The sequence below is a fragment of the Enterococcus sp. AZ048 genome, assembly GCF_051715125.1.
Taxonomy (GTDB): domain Bacteria; phylum Bacillota; class Bacilli; order Lactobacillales; family Enterococcaceae; genus Enterococcus_A; species Enterococcus_A gilvus.
On record NZ_JBIOTD010000001.1, the window covers coordinates 2,142,392 to 2,158,684 of the forward strand.

Annotated in this window: 15 protein-coding genes; 3 read left to right on the forward strand and 12 right to left on the reverse strand. The window is 42.4% G+C overall.

Annotation, left to right across the window (positions count from 1 at the left end; translation table 11 throughout):
- Window positions 1–12 precede the first annotated feature (12 nt).
- The 4 genes from IGI66_RS10545 to IGI66_RS10560 form a co-directional block, all read right to left on the reverse strand.
- Window positions 13–714, reverse strand: coding sequence for a MarR family winged helix-turn-helix transcriptional regulator (locus IGI66_RS10545; RefSeq protein WP_438848891.1), 702 nt, complete (start codon window positions 712–714; stop codon window positions 13–15).
- Between the two features lie 167 nt (window positions 715–881).
- The gene (locus IGI66_RS10550; protein ID WP_010780003.1) at window positions 882–1,016 is read right to left on the reverse strand and encodes a FeoB-associated Cys-rich membrane protein; all 135 of its coding nucleotides are present in this window, start codon (window positions 1,014–1,016) and stop codon (window positions 882–884) included.
- Window positions 1,004–3,166 (reverse strand): ferrous iron transport protein B, encoded by a 2,163-nt coding sequence (gene feoB, locus IGI66_RS10555; protein WP_438848893.1) that lies wholly within the window; start codon window positions 3,164–3,166, stop codon window positions 1,004–1,006. The genes IGI66_RS10550 and feoB overlap by 13 nt, the downstream gene beginning before the upstream one ends.
- Window positions 3,167–3,637, reverse strand: a complete 471-nt coding sequence (locus tag IGI66_RS10560) for a FeoA family protein (RefSeq protein ID WP_010780001.1) — start codon at window positions 3,635–3,637, stop codon at window positions 3,167–3,169.
- A 378-nt stretch (window positions 3,638–4,015) separates the two neighbouring features.
- Between IGI66_RS10560 and nrdH the strand changes: the two genes are divergently transcribed.
- The 3 genes from nrdH to nrdF all read left to right on the forward strand — a co-directional run bounded on the left by nrdH (window position 4,016) and on the right by nrdF (window position 7,579).
- Entirely contained in the window at window positions 4,016–4,234 is a 219-nt protein-coding gene (gene nrdH / locus IGI66_RS10565) for a glutaredoxin-like protein NrdH (protein WP_010780000.1), read from the forward strand.
- Between the two features lie 153 nt (window positions 4,235–4,387).
- Entirely contained in the window at window positions 4,388–6,547 is a 2,160-nt protein-coding gene (nrdE, locus tag IGI66_RS10570) for a class 1b ribonucleoside-diphosphate reductase subunit alpha (protein ID WP_438848896.1), read from the forward strand.
- A gap of 66 nt (window positions 6,548–6,613) precedes the next feature.
- On the forward strand, window positions 6,614–7,579 hold the full coding sequence (gene nrdF / locus IGI66_RS10575) for a class 1b ribonucleoside-diphosphate reductase subunit beta (RefSeq protein WP_010779998.1): 966 nt from the start codon (window positions 6,614–6,616) through the stop codon (window positions 7,577–7,579).
- Window positions 7,580–7,731: 152 nt separating this feature from the next.
- On the opposite strand, the gene IGI66_RS10580 is transcribed toward nrdF, so the two are convergent.
- From IGI66_RS10580 to IGI66_RS10615, 8 genes are all read right to left on the reverse strand, one after another.
- On the reverse strand, window positions 7,732–8,436 hold the full coding sequence (locus IGI66_RS10580; protein ID WP_010779995.1) for an MgtC/SapB family protein: 705 nt from the start codon (window positions 8,434–8,436) through the stop codon (window positions 7,732–7,734).
- Window positions 8,437–8,508: 72 nt separating this feature from the next.
- Entirely contained in the window at window positions 8,509–9,216 is a 708-nt protein-coding gene (locus IGI66_RS10585; RefSeq protein WP_114524822.1) for a pseudouridine synthase, read from the reverse strand.
- 111 nt (window positions 9,217–9,327) lie between these two features.
- Window positions 9,328–10,029, reverse strand: coding sequence for a glucosamine-6-phosphate deaminase (gene nagB / locus IGI66_RS10590; RefSeq protein WP_010779993.1), 702 nt, complete (start codon window positions 10,027–10,029; stop codon window positions 9,328–9,330).
- A 179-nt stretch (window positions 10,030–10,208) separates the two neighbouring features.
- The gene (locus IGI66_RS10595) at window positions 10,209–11,345 is read right to left on the reverse strand and encodes a mannitol-1-phosphate 5-dehydrogenase (RefSeq protein ID WP_438848899.1); all 1,137 of its coding nucleotides are present in this window, start codon (window positions 11,343–11,345) and stop codon (window positions 10,209–10,211) included.
- 1 nt (window position 11,346) lies between these two features.
- On the reverse strand, window positions 11,347–11,784 hold the full coding sequence (locus IGI66_RS10600) for a PTS sugar transporter subunit IIA (protein ID WP_010779991.1): 438 nt from the start codon (window positions 11,782–11,784) through the stop codon (window positions 11,347–11,349).
- A 31-nt stretch (window positions 11,785–11,815) separates the two neighbouring features.
- Window positions 11,816–13,867, reverse strand: coding sequence for a BglG family transcription antiterminator (locus tag IGI66_RS10605; RefSeq protein WP_431379780.1), 2,052 nt, complete (start codon window positions 13,865–13,867; stop codon window positions 11,816–11,818).
- Window positions 13,868–13,954: 87 nt separating this feature from the next.
- Window positions 13,955–15,712, reverse strand: coding sequence for a PTS mannitol transporter subunit IICBA (locus IGI66_RS10610; RefSeq protein WP_010779989.1), 1,758 nt, complete (start codon window positions 15,710–15,712; stop codon window positions 13,955–13,957).
- Window positions 15,713–15,871: 159 nt separating this feature from the next.
- On the reverse strand, window positions 15,872–16,243 hold the full coding sequence (locus tag IGI66_RS10615; protein WP_010779988.1) for a DUF956 family protein: 372 nt from the start codon (window positions 16,241–16,243) through the stop codon (window positions 15,872–15,874).
- Window positions 16,244–16,293: the final 50 nt, after the last annotated feature.

Here is a 16,293-nt window from a genome sequence, read left to right on the forward strand (position 1 = left end):
GTGACCTGCTTTTTAAAAATCTTCCCATTCTGTATCTTCTGTTTTTTTTGTCTTCTCTTTTTTATCAAAGCAATCTCGATTGCCCCAAAAATCATGGCGGAAATCTTGCTTAAAGTTACGAGAAAAATCCCTAGAGGCATTTCTCATCTCACGCTGCATTTGATGCCTCATTCGATGCTGCTCCTCTCGTGAAAGGTTTTGCCAATCTTCTTGCCAGTTTTCAGCAAACTGATCCCGCATGGCTTGCATCTGACGCAAACGATCCATGGGATCAACGAAGCGTCCCGCCTGCTTTTGGAATTCATCCTGCCAGCCAGCAGAGATTTTTTGCAGGTAGTCACTAAATTGCTCTTGCTCTTCTTTCGTCAATCCTGCAAAAAAGACATCGCTTCTGTCTTCACCGGCATGATTGAAGGACTGTGCCTTTTGTTTTCCTTTTTCAGTGAGAAAAACACGTTTGATTCGTTTGTCCTGCGCTTCTTCCTTTCGTGAGACGTCGCCGCTCTTTTCCATTTTCTTCATTAATTCAGCCAACGAACTTGGTCGAATATCTAGGATCTCAGCTAGCTGACTTTGAATCAAGCCATCTTCTCTTGCCAAAATCGCGAGAACACGCTGCTGACCAGTTAATTTTTGTCTTTGACTCATAAACGCGTTGCTAGCAGAACTGATAAAACGCAGCTGCCGCATCAACTCTTTCGTAAATTCACTCATCCGAATATCCCTCTTTTCAATTTGCTAAAAGTTCGGTACCGAACTTTAATTCGTTTGCTATTATAGTTCGGTACCGAACAGTTGTCAACACCTTTGCAAAAAAAGTTTCTTATACCCTATTCGACAAAAAAAGACCCGATGCTGTTCATCGAGTCTTTCAAAAAAAATTAATGTTTTTGCTGTTCTTCTTTTACCGGACAGCTGCTGCCGCAATCTTCACAGGAATTGCCGTTCTTGATTCGGCGGTAAATGATCACTCCGGCACCGCCAAAGATCACTATGCTTAAAATTATAGTTGCCATTCTTTCACCTCTTTGATCTCTTCGATCGTAACTGTCGGTGTTTTCTTGATTGGTTTTCTTACAACAAAGTAGATCATTCCCAATAGAACGATCGCCGCAAGAATCATCCCAATGCCGATCTCACCATTTTCAAAAATCACATGACCAAATTGATAGACAATAAAGCTCACCGCGTAAGCCAGTCCACATTGGTAGCCAATCGCTCGCCACGTCCATTTGATATCCCCCATCTCACGATGAATCGCTCCGATCGCTGCGAAACACGGCGCACACAACAGGTTAAAGACTAAGAACGAATATCCGGCAACAGGTGTATAGGCCCCCTGCAAGGATTTCCAGATCTCCACGCCGTTTTCTGCCACTTCTGCGTGACGATACAAAATACCAAAAGTGCCGATAACATTTTCCTTCGCAACCAATCCTGTGATCGCTGCAACAGCACCACGCCAATCGCCCCATCCTAAAGGTGCAAATAACGGCGCGATCACTCCGCCTAAAGCGGCTAAGATACTATCATTTTCGTTCACAGATTGTAACGAGAAGTTGTAGCTTGAAATAAACCAGATCACGATACTAGAAACAAAAATAATCGTTCCTGCACGTTTAACAAATGCTTTACTGTGATCATACGTGTAGCGCAATGTATTTCCGATTCTAGGCATATGGTACAACGGAAGCTCCATAATAAATGGCGCTGGATCTCCAGAAAAGAGTTTCGTTTTCTTCAATGCGATCCCTGATAAAACGATCGCTCCCATTCCTACAAAGTAAGCCGACGGTGCGACCCAACTGCTGTTAGGGAAAAATGCGCCAGCGATCAAAGCAATGATCGGCAGCTTCGCTGAACAAGGCATGAAGGTCGTCAGCATCGCTGTCATTCGCCGATCCTTTTCATTCTCGATCGTCCGACTCGCCATTACTCCGGGCACTCCGCAGCCTGTGGCGATCAGCATTGGGATAAACGATTTCCCGGACAAACCGAACTTGCGGAAAATCCGGTCCATCACAAAGGCGATCCGAGACATGTATCCACAATCTTCTAAAAGTGCTAAGCACAGGAAAAGGACCATGAGCTGCGGAAGGAAGCCTAATACGGCCCCGACTCCTGCGAGGATACCATTTAAGATCAATTGTTGCATCCATTCTGCGACATTCCAGGATTGGAGCATCCCACTGACAGCGTTTGGTACGATATCGCCAAACAAATTGTCGTTCACCCAATCGGTGCCCATTGCTCCGATGGTTTGGATGGCAATATAGTAGATCAGCCACATCACTAAAGCAAAAATGGGCAACGCCAAGAAACGGTTCGTTACAATGTGGTCGATTTTATCCGAGATCGATAGCTTAAATTGATCTTCGTCTACCACACATAGGGTTTTTAGATGGGTAATAAAATTGTACCGCTCATTAATAACTAAGCTTTCCGCATCTTCCCCGAAAATCTTCTCCGTGATTTTGATGATTTCCATGACTTCTTTTTGCTGGATCGAACTAAGATCCAGATCCTCTTTGGCACGTTCATCTCGTTCAAATAGTTTCACGCTGTACCAACGGCTATACTTGACGGGAGCAGTACTTCCTAAGACCTCTTCAATCTCATTCAGTGCTGCCTCCAATCGATTGTCATAATGAGGGAAGGTGATTTCTTCTGTCCCTTTTTTGATGAGATGAAGGGCTTCATTGATTGCTTTGTCCAAGCCCCAATTCTTTAGCGCGCTGACACCAACGACGGGAACACCTAGCGCATACGCCAATTTCTCTAAGTTTATTTGTTTTCCGCTTTTTTTGATGACATCCATCATATTCACGGCGACGACAACTGGAATCCCTGTCTCGATCAATTGAGTGGTCAAATACAGGTTCCGCTCTAAGTTCGTTCCATCGATGATATTAACGATGGCATCGGGCGTTCCAGACAATAAATAGTCCCGAGCAACGACTTCTTCAGGAGAATACGGAGAAAGAGAATAGATTCCAGGAAGATCATCGATGATCACTTCCGAATCCTTTTTGTAGATGCCTTCTTTTCGCTCTACAGTGACCCCCGGCCAGTTGCCGACAAATTGATTCGTTCCTGTCAACACATTAAACGTACTGGTTTTCCCGCTATTGGGATTCCCTGCTAAAGCAATATGCAGTTTTGCCATCTATTCCGCCTCCTTCGACACGACCACCATCTCTGATTCGCTTTTTCGTAAACTCAGCTCATACCCTCGTACGCGCAATTCGATCGGGTCGCCTAATGGAGCCAACTTCACTACTTTGACTTGGGTTCCCTTAGTCAACCCCATATCCATCAACCGCCGCTTCACAGCACCAGTCCCATGAACATTTACCACGACCCCTTGTTCTCCGACACGCAGTTGATCTAAAGGCACCCACGCCTCCTGATCTTCCGTTAGGTCTTTCACAAGTATTTTTTTTAATAAAGACTGGGATAGTGCCAGCCGTGTATTGTGTAATAAAACAATGCCATTCTCACCAGAGTGATTGACGACGGCAACTTTTGAGCCGACGATCATTCCTAAATCTTGCAGTCGATGCTTTAAATCATTTTCTAGAGTCATTTCATCAATTTGTACGACTTGGTTTAATGAAACATCTGCCAAAGTTGTCATATACTCCTCCACCTAACCCTAATTAATAATGAGAATCTTTCTCACTAAGAATAGCTTCATTTGATAGCAAAGTCAATAAATGGTCGAATATTTTCTTTTAATTCTGAGCAACTTGTTTGACATTCACTGATTTATTTGTTTTCACAACTTGTTTTTCGTTATTAAAAAAACTTTTTTAACGTAAAAAAACACGAAATCCCTCATTTGATTATCCTGTAAAGGGATTTTCCTTTGAAATAGCCCGTTTTCAATGTTTTTGCAAAAAACACAAAGAGTAGTATACCAATTAATTTATACCACAATATATGGTGTTTAACGATTGACTTTTTCCCTACATCTTTTATACTAGTAATTGTAGAAATCAAGGGAGGTCGTCTTATGGTAAAAGTATATTCAAAAAACAATTGCATGCAATGTAAAATGGCGAAACGTTATTTAACTGAAAATCATATTTCATTCGAAGAGGTCAACATCGACAACGAGCCAGAAGCTCTAGGTTTTCTAAAAGATCAAGGTTTCCAGAGTGTCCCAGTTATTTTCGGCGGACAACAAGCCATCATCGGTTTCCGTCCAGATCAATTGAAAGCATTAGCGTAGTTCGAAACTTTGCGATCCGTGATTGCAAAGTTTTCTTTATTTAATCAGTTAGGCTTTTTGCAGAAACGGACGATCAAACGGGCATTAATATAGATAGAAAATAAAATAGACAAAAAAATGAACAGACACTATATATAGGAAAGATGTGACGAAATGAGTTTAAAAGACCTAGGTGAAGTATCCTACTTTAAATTGAACAATGAAATCAATCGTCCAGTCAATGGACAGATCCCCCTTAACAAGGACAAAGATGCTCTAGCCGCTTTTTTTAAAGAGAATGTAGAACCAAATACCCACACGTTTTCTTCAGTACAAGAAAAAATCGACTATTTAATAGAAGAAGAATTTTTAGAAGCTGAATTTATTGCGAAATATACCCCTGCTTTTATTGAAAAACTCTTCCACTATTTAGATGAGCAGCACTTTACCTTCAAATCATTTATGGCAGCGTACAAGTTCTATTCGCAATATGCCTTAAAAAGTAACGATGGCACAGAATATTTGGAAAGCTATGAAGATCGCGTAGCCTTTAATGCGTTGTATTTTGCGGATGGCGACGAAGCATTGGCTTTGTCTTTAGCAGATGAAATGATCCATCAGCGTTACCAGCCAGCTACCCCTTCTTTTTTGAATGCTGGACGCAAACGTCGCGGTGAATTGGTGTCATGTTTCTTGATCCAAGTAACCGATGACATGAACAGCATAGGTCGTTCGATCAACTCTGCCCTGCAATTATCACGGATCGGCGGCGGTGTTGGGATCAATCTTTCTAATTTGCGTGAAGCCGGCGCGCCGATCAAAGGATACGATGGCGCAGCAAGCGGTGTTGTCCCAGTCATGAAATTGTTTGAAGATAGTTTTTCTTATTCAAACCAATTGGGCCAACGTCAAGGAGCTGGCGTCGTGTACTTAGACGTCTTCCATCCAGATATCGAAATGTTCTTATCTGCTAAGAAAGAAAATGCCGATGAAAAAATTCGTGTGAAGACTCTTTCACTTGGTGTGACTGTCCCAGACAAATTTTACGAATTGGCTCGTAAAAATGAAGACATGTATTTGTTCAGCCCTTACGGTGTTGAACGTGAATATGGTGTGCCTTATTCGTATGTCGATATCACGAAGGAATACGACAATTTAGTCGCAAATCCGAATATCCGCAAGAAAAAAATCCGTGCCCGTGATCTAGAGAATGAAATCTCTAAATTGCAGCAAGAATCTGGTTATCCGTATATCATCAACATCGACACAGCAAACCGTGCCAATCCAGTAGACGGAAAAATCGTTATGAGTAACTTGTGTTCAGAGATTCTACAAGTACAAACACCTTCTACGATCAATGGCCGTCAAGAATATGACGTTTTAGGTACCGATATTTCTTGTAACCTTGGCTCAACGAATATCGTCAACTTGATGGAAAGTCCTGATTTTGGTCAATCCGTTCGGACAATGGTGCGTGCGTTGACTTTCGTTACCGACGAATCAGATATCGAAGTTGTTCCCTCCATTCAAAATGGTAACAGCTTGAACCATACGATCGGTTTAGGTGCGATGGGCTTACACAGCTTCTTTGCGAAACACCTGATGGAATATGGTTCAGAAGAATCGATCGACTTTACGAATGTTTATTTCACGTTGCTGAACTATTGGACATTAATGGAAAGCAAAGACTTGGCAAAAGAGCGGAACACCACGTTCCATAACTTTGAAAAATCTGCTTATGCCGAGGGTTCGTATTTCGATAAATATACGACCGGCGAATTTTCACCGAAAACAGACAAGGTCAAAGAAATCTTCAAGGATATCTTTGTTCCGACTGCGGAAGATTGGCAAGCGCTAAAAGAAGCGGTTCAAAAAGACGGTTTGTATCATCAAAATCGTTTGGCAGTCGCTCCAAATGGGTCGATCTCTTATATCAACGACACCAGTGCCAGCTTGCACCCAATCACTCGTTTGATCGAAGAACGCCAAGAAAAGAAAATCGGCAAAATTTATTATCCAGCGCCTTATTTGAATAATGATACCTTGCCTTATTACACTTCTGCCTATGATATGGATATGCGTAAAGTGATCGACGTGTACGCGACCGCGCAACAACATATCGATCAAGGTATGAGCTTGACCTTGTTCATGCGTTCTGAGATTCCTGAAGGCTTGTACGAATGGAAAACAGAAAGCAAACAAACGACACGTGATTTGAACATCTTACGTAATTACGCCTTCTATAAAGGCTGCAAATCCATTTATTACGTTCGGACATTTACCGATGATGCGGAAGAGATCGGTTCAAACCAATGTGAAAGCTGCGTCATTTAGAAAACACTTGCCTCTTGTGTTCATCACAAGAGGTACACTTATGTGATGAACGAAGGAGGAATATTCATGGCAGAAACGTATTATGAAGCCATTAACTGGAATGAGATCGAAGACGTCATCGATAAATCGACGTGGGAAAAATTAACGGAACAATTTTGGTTGGATACACGGATTCCGTTGTCGAATGACTTAGACGACTGGCGCAAATTATCTGAACTAGAAAAACAAACGGTGGGTTATGTTTTTGGCGGCTTGACCCTGCTAGACACCGTCCAATCAGAGAGCGGCATGGATCAATTGAGAGAAGATGTGCGGACACCTCATGAGGAAGCGGTATTGAACAATATCCAATTCATGGAATCCGTCCACGCAAAAAGCTATTCTTCGATTTTCAGTACGTTAAACACGAAAACGGAAATCAACGAAATCTTTGAATGGACCAACACGAACCAATATTTGCAAAAGAAAGCCGAACGAATCAATGAGATCTATAAAAACGGCACACCGCTGGAAAAGAAAATCGCCAGCGTCTTTTTAGAAACCTTCTTATTTTATTCTGGCTTCTATACACCACTTTATTATTTAGGAAACAATAAACTAGCCAACGTGGCTGAAATCATCAAGCTGATCATCCGTGACGAATCCGTTCACGGTACGTACATTGGTTATAAGTTCCAGCGTGGTTTCAACGAACAGCCAGAAGCAGAACAAGAACGGTTGAAGGAATGGATGTATGATTTATTGTATGAATTGTACGAAAACGAAGAACGGTACACGGAAGAATTGTACGATGAAATCGGCTGGACGGAAGAAGTGAAGACCTTCTTGCGCTACAATGCCAACAAAGCCTTGATGAATCTCGGCATGGACCCGCTCTTCCCAGATACCGCAGACGATGTGAATCCGATCGTAATGAACGGTATCTCTACAGGCACAAGCAACCACGATTTCTTCTCACAAGTCGGTAATGGCTACTTGCTTGGTCAAGTGGAAGCCATGAATGACGACGATTATTTGATTGGTTTAGACTAGATAGAGCTAAAGCTTGATAGGACATTTCCTATCAAGCTTTTTTTGTTAACAGGCATGAATGAATCCATTCCTCCTCTTTCACCAGAGGGATTCGATGCTTCCCGGAACACCAAAAGAAGGTAAAATCATCAAAAAATGATTTTACCTTCTTTTTAAACATTGATCATTCGAAGTTTAGTGATATTCTTATACATCGACAAATCTTCGATCACATCGGTGTAATTCATGCCCCGCGGCAAGTCGATCGTATAGACATTCGTGTAGATCCGGTAATCATCCATAAAATCGACATCAAAATCGACGTCCTCTACTTCGATCTTTTTGCTGTCAAAATAGTTCATGATGAACTCTTTTGTGGCTTCTCGATGAATGTAGCGGATCTCCAGCTTTTTGATCGAGTTGATTTTGATGATTCGTTTGACCACTGTCAACGCAAGTATGATCCCGACAAAGCTGCAAATGGCGATGGTATAATACCCCATGCCAATAGCGATCCCTAATCCGGCACCTGCCCAGATCGAGGCCGCCGTCGTTAGCCCTTTGACAGAACGGTTGCTGACCATGATCGTCCCCGCACCAAGAAAACCGATCCCGCTGACAACTTGAGCGATCAACCGCGCTTCATCTGCCCGAACGACCCCGACGAATTGCGGCTTGGCTGCGGCGTAGCGCAGGGCTTGGTCTGCGATCTCTACTTGGATCAATGCGATGATGGTCGCCCCCATACAGACCAAAATATGGGTACGAATACCTGCTGGACGATTTTTATACTCACGTTCGATCCCGATGGCGCCCCCCATGATCATCGCTAAAAAGAGCCGCAGCATGATTTCATAAACTGATAAGTGCAAATCCATTTGTGCACCACCTCCTCTATTGAAACACTCTCTTCTTTTCAAGTATAGCACGGTCAGAAAAAAAGGTTGCGTCTAACCCTTTAGCATCGCTAATTCTTCCTCCGACAACGGGCGATAGCTGCCTTTAGCAAGGTTCTCAGGCAAGGTCAGCTTACCCATCCGAATTCTTTTCAGATAGGTTACTTCTTTGCCGCACGCTTTGACCATGCGTTTGACCTGATGGAACTTTCCTTCATGCAAAACGATTCGGACTTTCGACGTTTCTTCTGTGGTTTCATCAATAACCAATTCCGCTGGTAAGGTCATTTCTCCATCTAATGGCATTCCCTCCACAAAACGTTTTTGGTCTTCTGACGTCATCACGCCGCGAACTTCGGCAAAATATTCCTTCTCTACGTGCTTCTTCGGCGATAACAAATCATGGGCAAGCTTACCGTCATTGGTAATCAGCAAAAGACCCTCGGTGTCTTTGTCCAAGCGACCTACCGGAAAAAGATCGCTGCGAAAATCCGTCATAGAAAACAACGCCATGACCGTTCGATCACGCGCATCCTCCGTTGCACTCACAACCCCTGCTGGTTTATGCAGCAGGTAGTAATAGAACTCCTGATAATGCAGCACTTCTCCTTGAAAAGCAATCGTATCTTTTTCGGGATCAATTTGTGTTTTATCTGATTTTTCAAGCTGCTGATTGACGGTGATCTGGCCCTTTTTGATCAGCTGCTTCACTTCTTTGCGACTGCCTAAGCCTGCTTCTGCTAAAAATTTATCTAAACGCATAGAATCCTCCCGTATCTTTTCTAGTTTTTACTATAGCCAAAGGAAGAATAAGAAGCAAGCAAACAAAAAAAACACCAAGATCATTCAACCTTGGTGTTAAAAAGCAATGGATTATAGTTGGCTTGCTGCGTCTTCGTCAATGATGACTGTTACGTCTGCGTGGTTTTGTAAAACACTTGCTGGGACGTCTGTCGTAACTGATCCTTCGATCATGTTTTTGATTGCTTCTGCTTTATCTGTACCGAAAGCCATCAACAAGATTTTTTTACTCTTCATAATTGAGCCGATACCCATTGACAATGCATGTGTTGGCACATCTTCCACTTTATCGAAGTTGCGTTTGTTTGCTTCGATCGTAGATTCTGTCAATTCAACGACATGAGTAGTGACGTCAAAAGATGTTCCTGGTTCGTTGAAACCGATGTGCGCATTGCGGCCGATGCCCAATACTTGTAAATCGATTGGATGATCCGCGATCACGCCATCATAACGTGTGCATTCAGCTTGTAGATCTTCCGCTTTTCCGTTTGGTACGAATGTTTCTTTAAATGGTTTTTTGTTGAATAATTGATCGTTCATGAAGTAACGGTAGCTTTGTACATCGTCACCAGATAAACCAACATATTCATCTAAGTTCACAGAAGTCATTTCTGAAAAATCTAAATCACTAGAAGTCATTTCTTTATATAAAGTTTCAGGGGTACTACCAGTTGCTAGTCCTAATACTTTTACGCCGTTTTCCATTCCATCTTTGATGAGTTCAAATGCTTTTTTTCCGCCCTCGTTGGCATCTTTCACGCGAATTACTTTCATAGGTAAACGCTCCTTTGTTGTTTTGGTATACACCAATTCTAACACCATCGATTGCATTTTACAACAAAAAAGTCTAGACCAAATAATTAAATTTTTATCATTCAGCATTTTATCCCTATCCAGAATTTCATTAAAAAAATCCAGAACAGGCCTGCGCCTATTCTGGATAAGAATCGTTACTATTCGTATGTCGCTGTAATTTCTGCGATCAGTGCGTCGTCTTTTAGAGCCGTTACTTGTTGGATAACTTCTGCAAGTGACTTTTCTTTCAACAATTCATGCAATTCAACACTTTGTTCGTCAGTTGGATCGTCGTATTTTAAGACCATCGCCACGACGTCGATCAAATTCGTGTACGTTAATCCACGATCTTTCAGCTCACGAATTGGGCGAATAAATCGTTCATCGTATCCAAGCTTGCGGATCGGTGTACGGGCGACCCGGCTGATGCTGTCAGAAATATAAGTATTTTCAAAGCGGCTAACGATCTTATTAATATAGGCTTGATGTTTTTCTTCATCAAATCCCCACTTATGAATCAATAAGCTGCCGGTTTCACCTAGCACTGCACGCAGTTTTTCTAAGACACGTTCATCCGCGATGGCTTCATCAATCGTTTTGTATCCTTCATAAGCCCCTGTATAGGCGACGGTCGCATGGCCTGTGTTAACGGAAAAGAGTTTCCGTTCGATATATGGTTCCAAATCTTCTACATATTCCACGTCAACGAGGCGCAAGTCTTTATTTTTGCTTTGCGTTTCATCGATCACCCATTCACTAAACGGTTCTACAGACACGAATAAAGGATCTTCGTGATGCTGGATCGGTACAATACGATCGACTGCTGCATTGGGGAATCCGATGTATTGTTCCACATATTCTTTGTCTTCGTTAGACAAGAACGTTTGTACTTTTTCAAATAGAAATTGGCTGCCGCCGATCATATTTTCGCAGGCCACCACATCTAAAGGAGCCGTTTTGCCTTCATTGCGACGTTTTTGAATCCCTTTAGCGATCAATTCTGCGATAAATGGTAAAATATTCGGCCCAATCGCGGTCGTCACGATGTCTGCCTTACTGACGGAGTCGATCACCGCATCGGGATTGGTTTGATTGTTCAACCCATCCACGTTTGCGACATGAATCTCTTTTTGACTTTCATCAGCTAGCTGAATGGTGTATTCGTTCCGCTCGTTCAAAGCATTGATGATCGTTTCATTGATATCAACAAAATCGATTGAAAAACCATTCTTTGCTAAAATTTCTCCAATAAATCCGCGTCCAATATTTCCTGCGCCAAAGTGTGTTGCTTGCATCCTATTCTACCTCCTGAAGATAGCCCATGACTTCTTCTTTTGTTTTTGCATCTGCTAATTTGACCACATTTTCAACATCTGAACAGAAAATCGCGATCTTCTGCAAGATATCCAAATGCTCATTTTCGATTCCAGCGATACCAAATAATACCATCGCCACATCCTCTGTGTCGTCTTTACCAAAGTGAACGCCCGTTGGGACTTGAATCACTGAAATACCACTTTTCTTCACATAGCGTTTCGCTTCATCGGTTCCATGAGGGATCGCGATAAAGTTTCCCATATAAACAGAAACCAATTCGTTCCGTTCAATCATCGCATCGATATAGCCTGCTTCCACACAGCCAGCATCTACTAAAAGCTGCCCGCTCGCACGAATCGCTTCTTCCTTGTTGGCATATTTCTGGTCTAATAAAATCATTTCTGGCTTTAATTCCATTTTTAGTTCCCCCCGATTTTTTTTGCTTTCGCTAGTTTTCCCGAATCTCTTTGACAAATAAAGAGCTTAACAATTGATAGATGATTTCTTTATTGCCAAATTTGTAGATTTCAGTATTCAGATCACTCTCGATCACTGAGCTGCTGATTTTTCCTAATAGGCTTTGTTGACTCTCCGGCATTGGATCAGGTGCGAGTAATAACAACACCCTGGTAAGTTCAATGCTTTTTTTATCCATTCCTTGAATCAAAAATTTCTGGTCCAAGTCGTAGATCGTAAATAATGGCTCTTTGACATGTGCATCCGCACAGTGGAACAACGCAAAATTGGTCTTTGGCACCCCGATCGGCGCCACTAAATAACGCTTGATCACTTTATCCGTCACCAATTTCGCATCCGAAACGATCGTGCCCTGCAACTGTTCGATGATCTCATCTAACGTCAACTCGATCGTTTCTCGTGCAGACACCTGCTTCACGTCAAAGTTCTGCAATAAGCTATTGGCTATCCGCATCGTCTCATAAATTTCATCAAAGGCTTCACTCGGCTCTTGTTCAGGCTCATCTGCTCGTTCGTTGGCTTTTTCTGGATGTAAGGTCTGGATGTACTCTTTGATTTCTTTGATTTCGTCATCCAGTAATAGCGGTGAGATGACTTTGTAAGGCAAATGAAACCCTGGTAAAAAGACGGTCGCTAAAATCAAATCATAACTTTTATAATCCAACTGATTCATTTCTGAAATCTTGGCGACCTGTACTTTTTGGATCTCATTCAGATACTTATGGATGCGGCTTTCTAAAATACGAGCTGTACCGATCCCGCTGGAACACAGGACCAAGGCAGACAATGCGCGTCCACTCGGGTGCCGTTCCAACGATGTCGCAAAATGGATCACGACATAGCCTAATTCATCCGCAGTAAATTGATGATCCGGAAAAACAACCGCTAATTCTTTGATGATCGCTGTCGTCAACGCCTGATACTTATCACGAATTTTTTGCAGCAGCGGATTGTTTGCCCCTTGAATGACCGTCAGATTTCGCTTCAATGCCGCAGACATGTGTGCAGATAGATCTGTAAACAGCTGTTCATCTTTGCGAAAATCAATCTCCGTCGTTTCGGAAACCAGTCGGATCAATTCTTTGATCTTATACGAAAGCTCTACATCAAAACTATCAATAAAGATATTTTGCGGTCTCTTATAATTCACACCTTCGAGCTGAAAGGCAAAGAAACGAACTTCCTGCGGCGGTATGGACTGTTTGATCGTTGTCGCCACTTTGATCATGATTTGACTAGCAATCTGCATGCTTTCAGGTTTTGCTTTGTTCTCTTGTTCAACTTCCACGAATCGTTCTTCCATCATGCGATCAATAGATAATGCCAGTAAGATCAGCACACGCTGCAGCTGATTATCTGTGACTTGCTCAAACGCCTGCTGTGTCACCTGTTCGAGAATTGTTCGTGACAGCAGTAAGTTTGACCGACTCAATAAATTTAAAAAGAAGCTGTCGGTAGTCACCGTCTCATCTTCTAATGAATCGATGTATTGAAAGAAATCAAATTCACTCACGCCGTTGTAGATCAAATTGCTCAATAACTGTCGTCGCTGTTTCTCTCGACCTTCGATGCGAATCCCGCGACCCTTTAATCGTTTCAACTCCAAGCGGTAATCAATCAAACTTTTTTCAATAGCGGACAAATCAGAAGTAATCGTCGCAGGACTTACTTTAAAGTCGATCGCCAACCCTTCGATCGTTTCTTCCTCATCCATCAATAATAAGGAACAAACAATCGCGCTTTGGCGCTGCACGTTGTCCGTAAACAACTCTTCCTGCTTTTCCGTCAACTGCTGCTGCAGCCGCTCCAGATTCACTGACTCTCCCACGATTCGATACCCTTCCCCTCGTGGTTTGATGATCTGGATATCCTGTGATTTGATCGTTTTTTCAATGCTTGATATTTCTCGATAAACCGTCCGTTTGCTGACTTGTAAAATGTCTTGCAGTTCTTCTGGTGTAATGCCATTCGGATAATCTAATAAAAGGGAAAGTATCTTTTTTTCGCGAATCGAAAAATACACAATATCTCCTCCAATACTTTCAAAAGGGTAAAAGCAGTGAGAATCCTCACTGCTTTAAGAGTAATACGATTCTGTATAAAAGACTACTTATTTCCTTAAATTTTGAATGACTTTGTCATATTTTTCTGAAGCGACCAGATCCGTCAAAGGCACATGTGTTGCGCTTGGTGCTTGTTGCTCTGCTTTGAGGGTTTCATCGTCGTTCGTGATGATCAACGCATTTGTTTCATCCTTCAATGCATGGATCGGTTCGACTGCAACAGGATAAACCAAGTTGTTGTCCTTCAATAATTTTTTCAAGATCGTTGCGCCCATATTGGCAGATCCTTTTACTTGATCGTATCCAAAGACAATGTGATCGACTTTTGAATAGTCGGCTACGCCTTGTACCACATCATCTGTCAGCGGCTTTTTTTCGCTGTCACCCGTTGGTTCATTCGATAAGCGTTCAACGATTTCATCGTAGCGTGGTGAATTCATGAAGTTTTCTACTTGAACGAACGTTGCACTCGGTGCTTTTTGTGACGCACGTTCATGTAATTCTTCCTGTGTAACGATCAACGCATTCGGATCATCTGTCAAGTTGTTGATTGCTGAGTTCGATACTGGCAAGGATAAGCCTGCTTTTTTCACCTTGTCGCGTAGAACAGAAGCACCCATGGCACTTGACCCCATTCCGGCATCACAAGCAAAGATGATCTTGTTGACCGTACCAAACATTTCTTGATTTTCAGATTTCACTGCGCCTTGGCCTTTGCTTTGTGCTTTCGCACCCGCAACAGCTGCCTGAGTCGCTGCTAAATCGTCTTCTTCACTGTTGTCTGACTTGATAATGATCATAGCGACTAAGAATGAAACGGCACACCCGACGACGATCCCTGCTAAGTTGGCAAAGATTGCATTCGGCGGTGTCATCGCCATGATCGCGATGATCGAACCTGGTGAAGCAGCTGCTCGTAATCCGGCACCTAACAATTGGAACGTAAATGTTCCGGCAACCCCACCTGCCATAACAGCTAGGAATAAAAGAGGTTTCATCATTACATATGGGAAGTAAATTTCATGAATACCACCCAAGAATTGGATAATGATCGCGCCTGGTGCAGAAGATTTCGCCGCACCCTTGCCAAAGAATGTAAAGGCTAATAAGATTCCTAGACCTGGTCCAGGGTTTGCTTCTAATAAGAATAGGATTGATTTTCCAGATTCTGCTGCTTGTTCAATTCCAAGCGGTGTCAAGATTCCATGATTGATCGCGTTGTTTAAGAACAAGATCTTCGCAGGTTCAATAAAGATATTTGCCAGTGGCAGCAAGTGCATGTTGATGATTGATTCAACACCTGCAGCCATTAAATGTGTAGCCCCTTGAACGACTGGGCCGATTGCATAGTACCCGACGATCGCTAACGCAAACCCGATCAATCCAGAAGAAAAGTTGTTGACCAGCATTTCAAATCCGGCTTTGATTTTTTCTTGGAAAGCGTCATCAAATTTCTTGATACACCAACCACCTAAAGGTCCCATCATCATCGCTCCGATAAACATTGGAACGTCTGATCCGACAATAACACCCATTGCTGCGATTGCCCCTACAACTGCCCCACGTTGACCATGTACCATGCTGCCGCCTGTATAAGCGATTAATAATGGCAATAAATAAGAAAGCATTGGTCCAACTAATGTAGCCAGCTGTTCATTTGGAAAATAACCATCTGGGATAAACAGCGCTGTAATAACCCCCCACGCGATAAAGCCTCCAATATTCGGCATTACCATCCCTGACAAGTGACTTCCGAGACGCTGAACTTTCGCCTTAAGACCACTTTTCTGTCTAGTAGCTTCCATTTCTTTTTCCTCCTTAAGAAATAATTTAAAATGATTTCGTTTACATATTTATCATAGCGCCTCCAGTATCCGCTTTCAATGAAATGTAGATAGAGCTTTGGCACAGAAGTTTGTGACAACATTAAAAAGCCGTTCATCCGATAGATAAACGACTTTTCTCTACTTATTAAATTTGCCGCGAAGTCCACGTTTGACAACATCTAAAAATCCTAAGGAACGTACCATGTGGTCTGGATCAACGTACTCACGAATCGCACGCAACACTTTTTTAGGTTCTTTAGAGGCAAACGAATAGGTCCCGCTTTTTTTCGTTTGGATCGCATAACGGGGAATCCATTTTCCTTTGAACACCACTGAAGCGATAACATAATCTACTTCTTCCCAAGGAATTTGAACGAATTTTCGAGCATCACGATTGTTGTAAAATTCAAAGCCTTTATCACCAATCATGATTTTACCGTAATCTGCAATTCCTAAGTATGAGGTAGCATCGATCGTCAAATCGACCTTTGTATTGATTGACTGAACCATTAGATCTACTCCATTTCCATATATGTATCTGCTTTTATTATCTTTATTGT

Coding starts and splice junctions, on each gene's coding strand:
- IGI66_RS10545 (WP_438848891.1), bottom strand. CDS start 714: ATGAGTGAATTTACGAAAGAGTTGATGCGGCAGCTGCGTTTTATCAGT.
- IGI66_RS10550 (WP_010780003.1), bottom strand. CDS start 1,016: ATGGCAACTATAATTTTAAGCATAGTGATCTTTGGCGGTGCCGGAGTG.
- feoB (WP_438848893.1), bottom strand. CDS start 3,166: ATGGCAAAACTGCATATTGCTTTAGCAGGGAATCCCAATAGCGGGAAA.
- IGI66_RS10560 (WP_010780001.1), bottom strand. CDS start 3,637: ATGACAACTTTGGCAGATGTTTCATTAAACCAAGTCGTACAAATTGAT.
- nrdH (WP_010780000.1), top strand. CDS start 4,016: ATGGTAAAAGTATATTCAAAAAACAATTGCATGCAATGTAAAATGGCG.
- nrdE (WP_438848896.1), top strand. CDS start 4,388: ATGAGTTTAAAAGACCTAGGTGAAGTATCCTACTTTAAATTGAACAAT.
- nrdF (WP_010779998.1), top strand. CDS start 6,614: ATGGCAGAAACGTATTATGAAGCCATTAACTGGAATGAGATCGAAGAC.
- IGI66_RS10580 (WP_010779995.1), bottom strand. CDS start 8,436: ATGGATTTGCACTTATCAGTTTATGAAATCATGCTGCGGCTCTTTTTA.
- IGI66_RS10585 (WP_114524822.1), bottom strand. CDS start 9,216: ATGCGTTTAGATAAATTTTTAGCAGAAGCAGGCTTAGGCAGTCGCAAA.
- nagB (WP_010779993.1), bottom strand. CDS start 10,029: ATGAAAGTAATTCGCGTGAAAGATGCCAACGAGGGCGGAAAAAAAGCA.
- IGI66_RS10595 (WP_438848899.1), bottom strand. CDS start 11,345: ATGCAAGCAACACACTTTGGCGCAGGAAATATTGGACGCGGATTTATT.
- IGI66_RS10600 (WP_010779991.1), bottom strand. CDS start 11,784: ATGGAATTAAAGCCAGAAATGATTTTATTAGACCAGAAATATGCCAAC.
- IGI66_RS10610 (WP_010779989.1), bottom strand. CDS start 15,712: ATGGAAGCTACTAGACAGAAAAGTGGTCTTAAGGCGAAAGTTCAGCGT.
- IGI66_RS10615 (WP_010779988.1), bottom strand. CDS start 16,243: ATGGTTCAGTCAATCAATACAAAGGTCGATTTGACGATCGATGCTACC.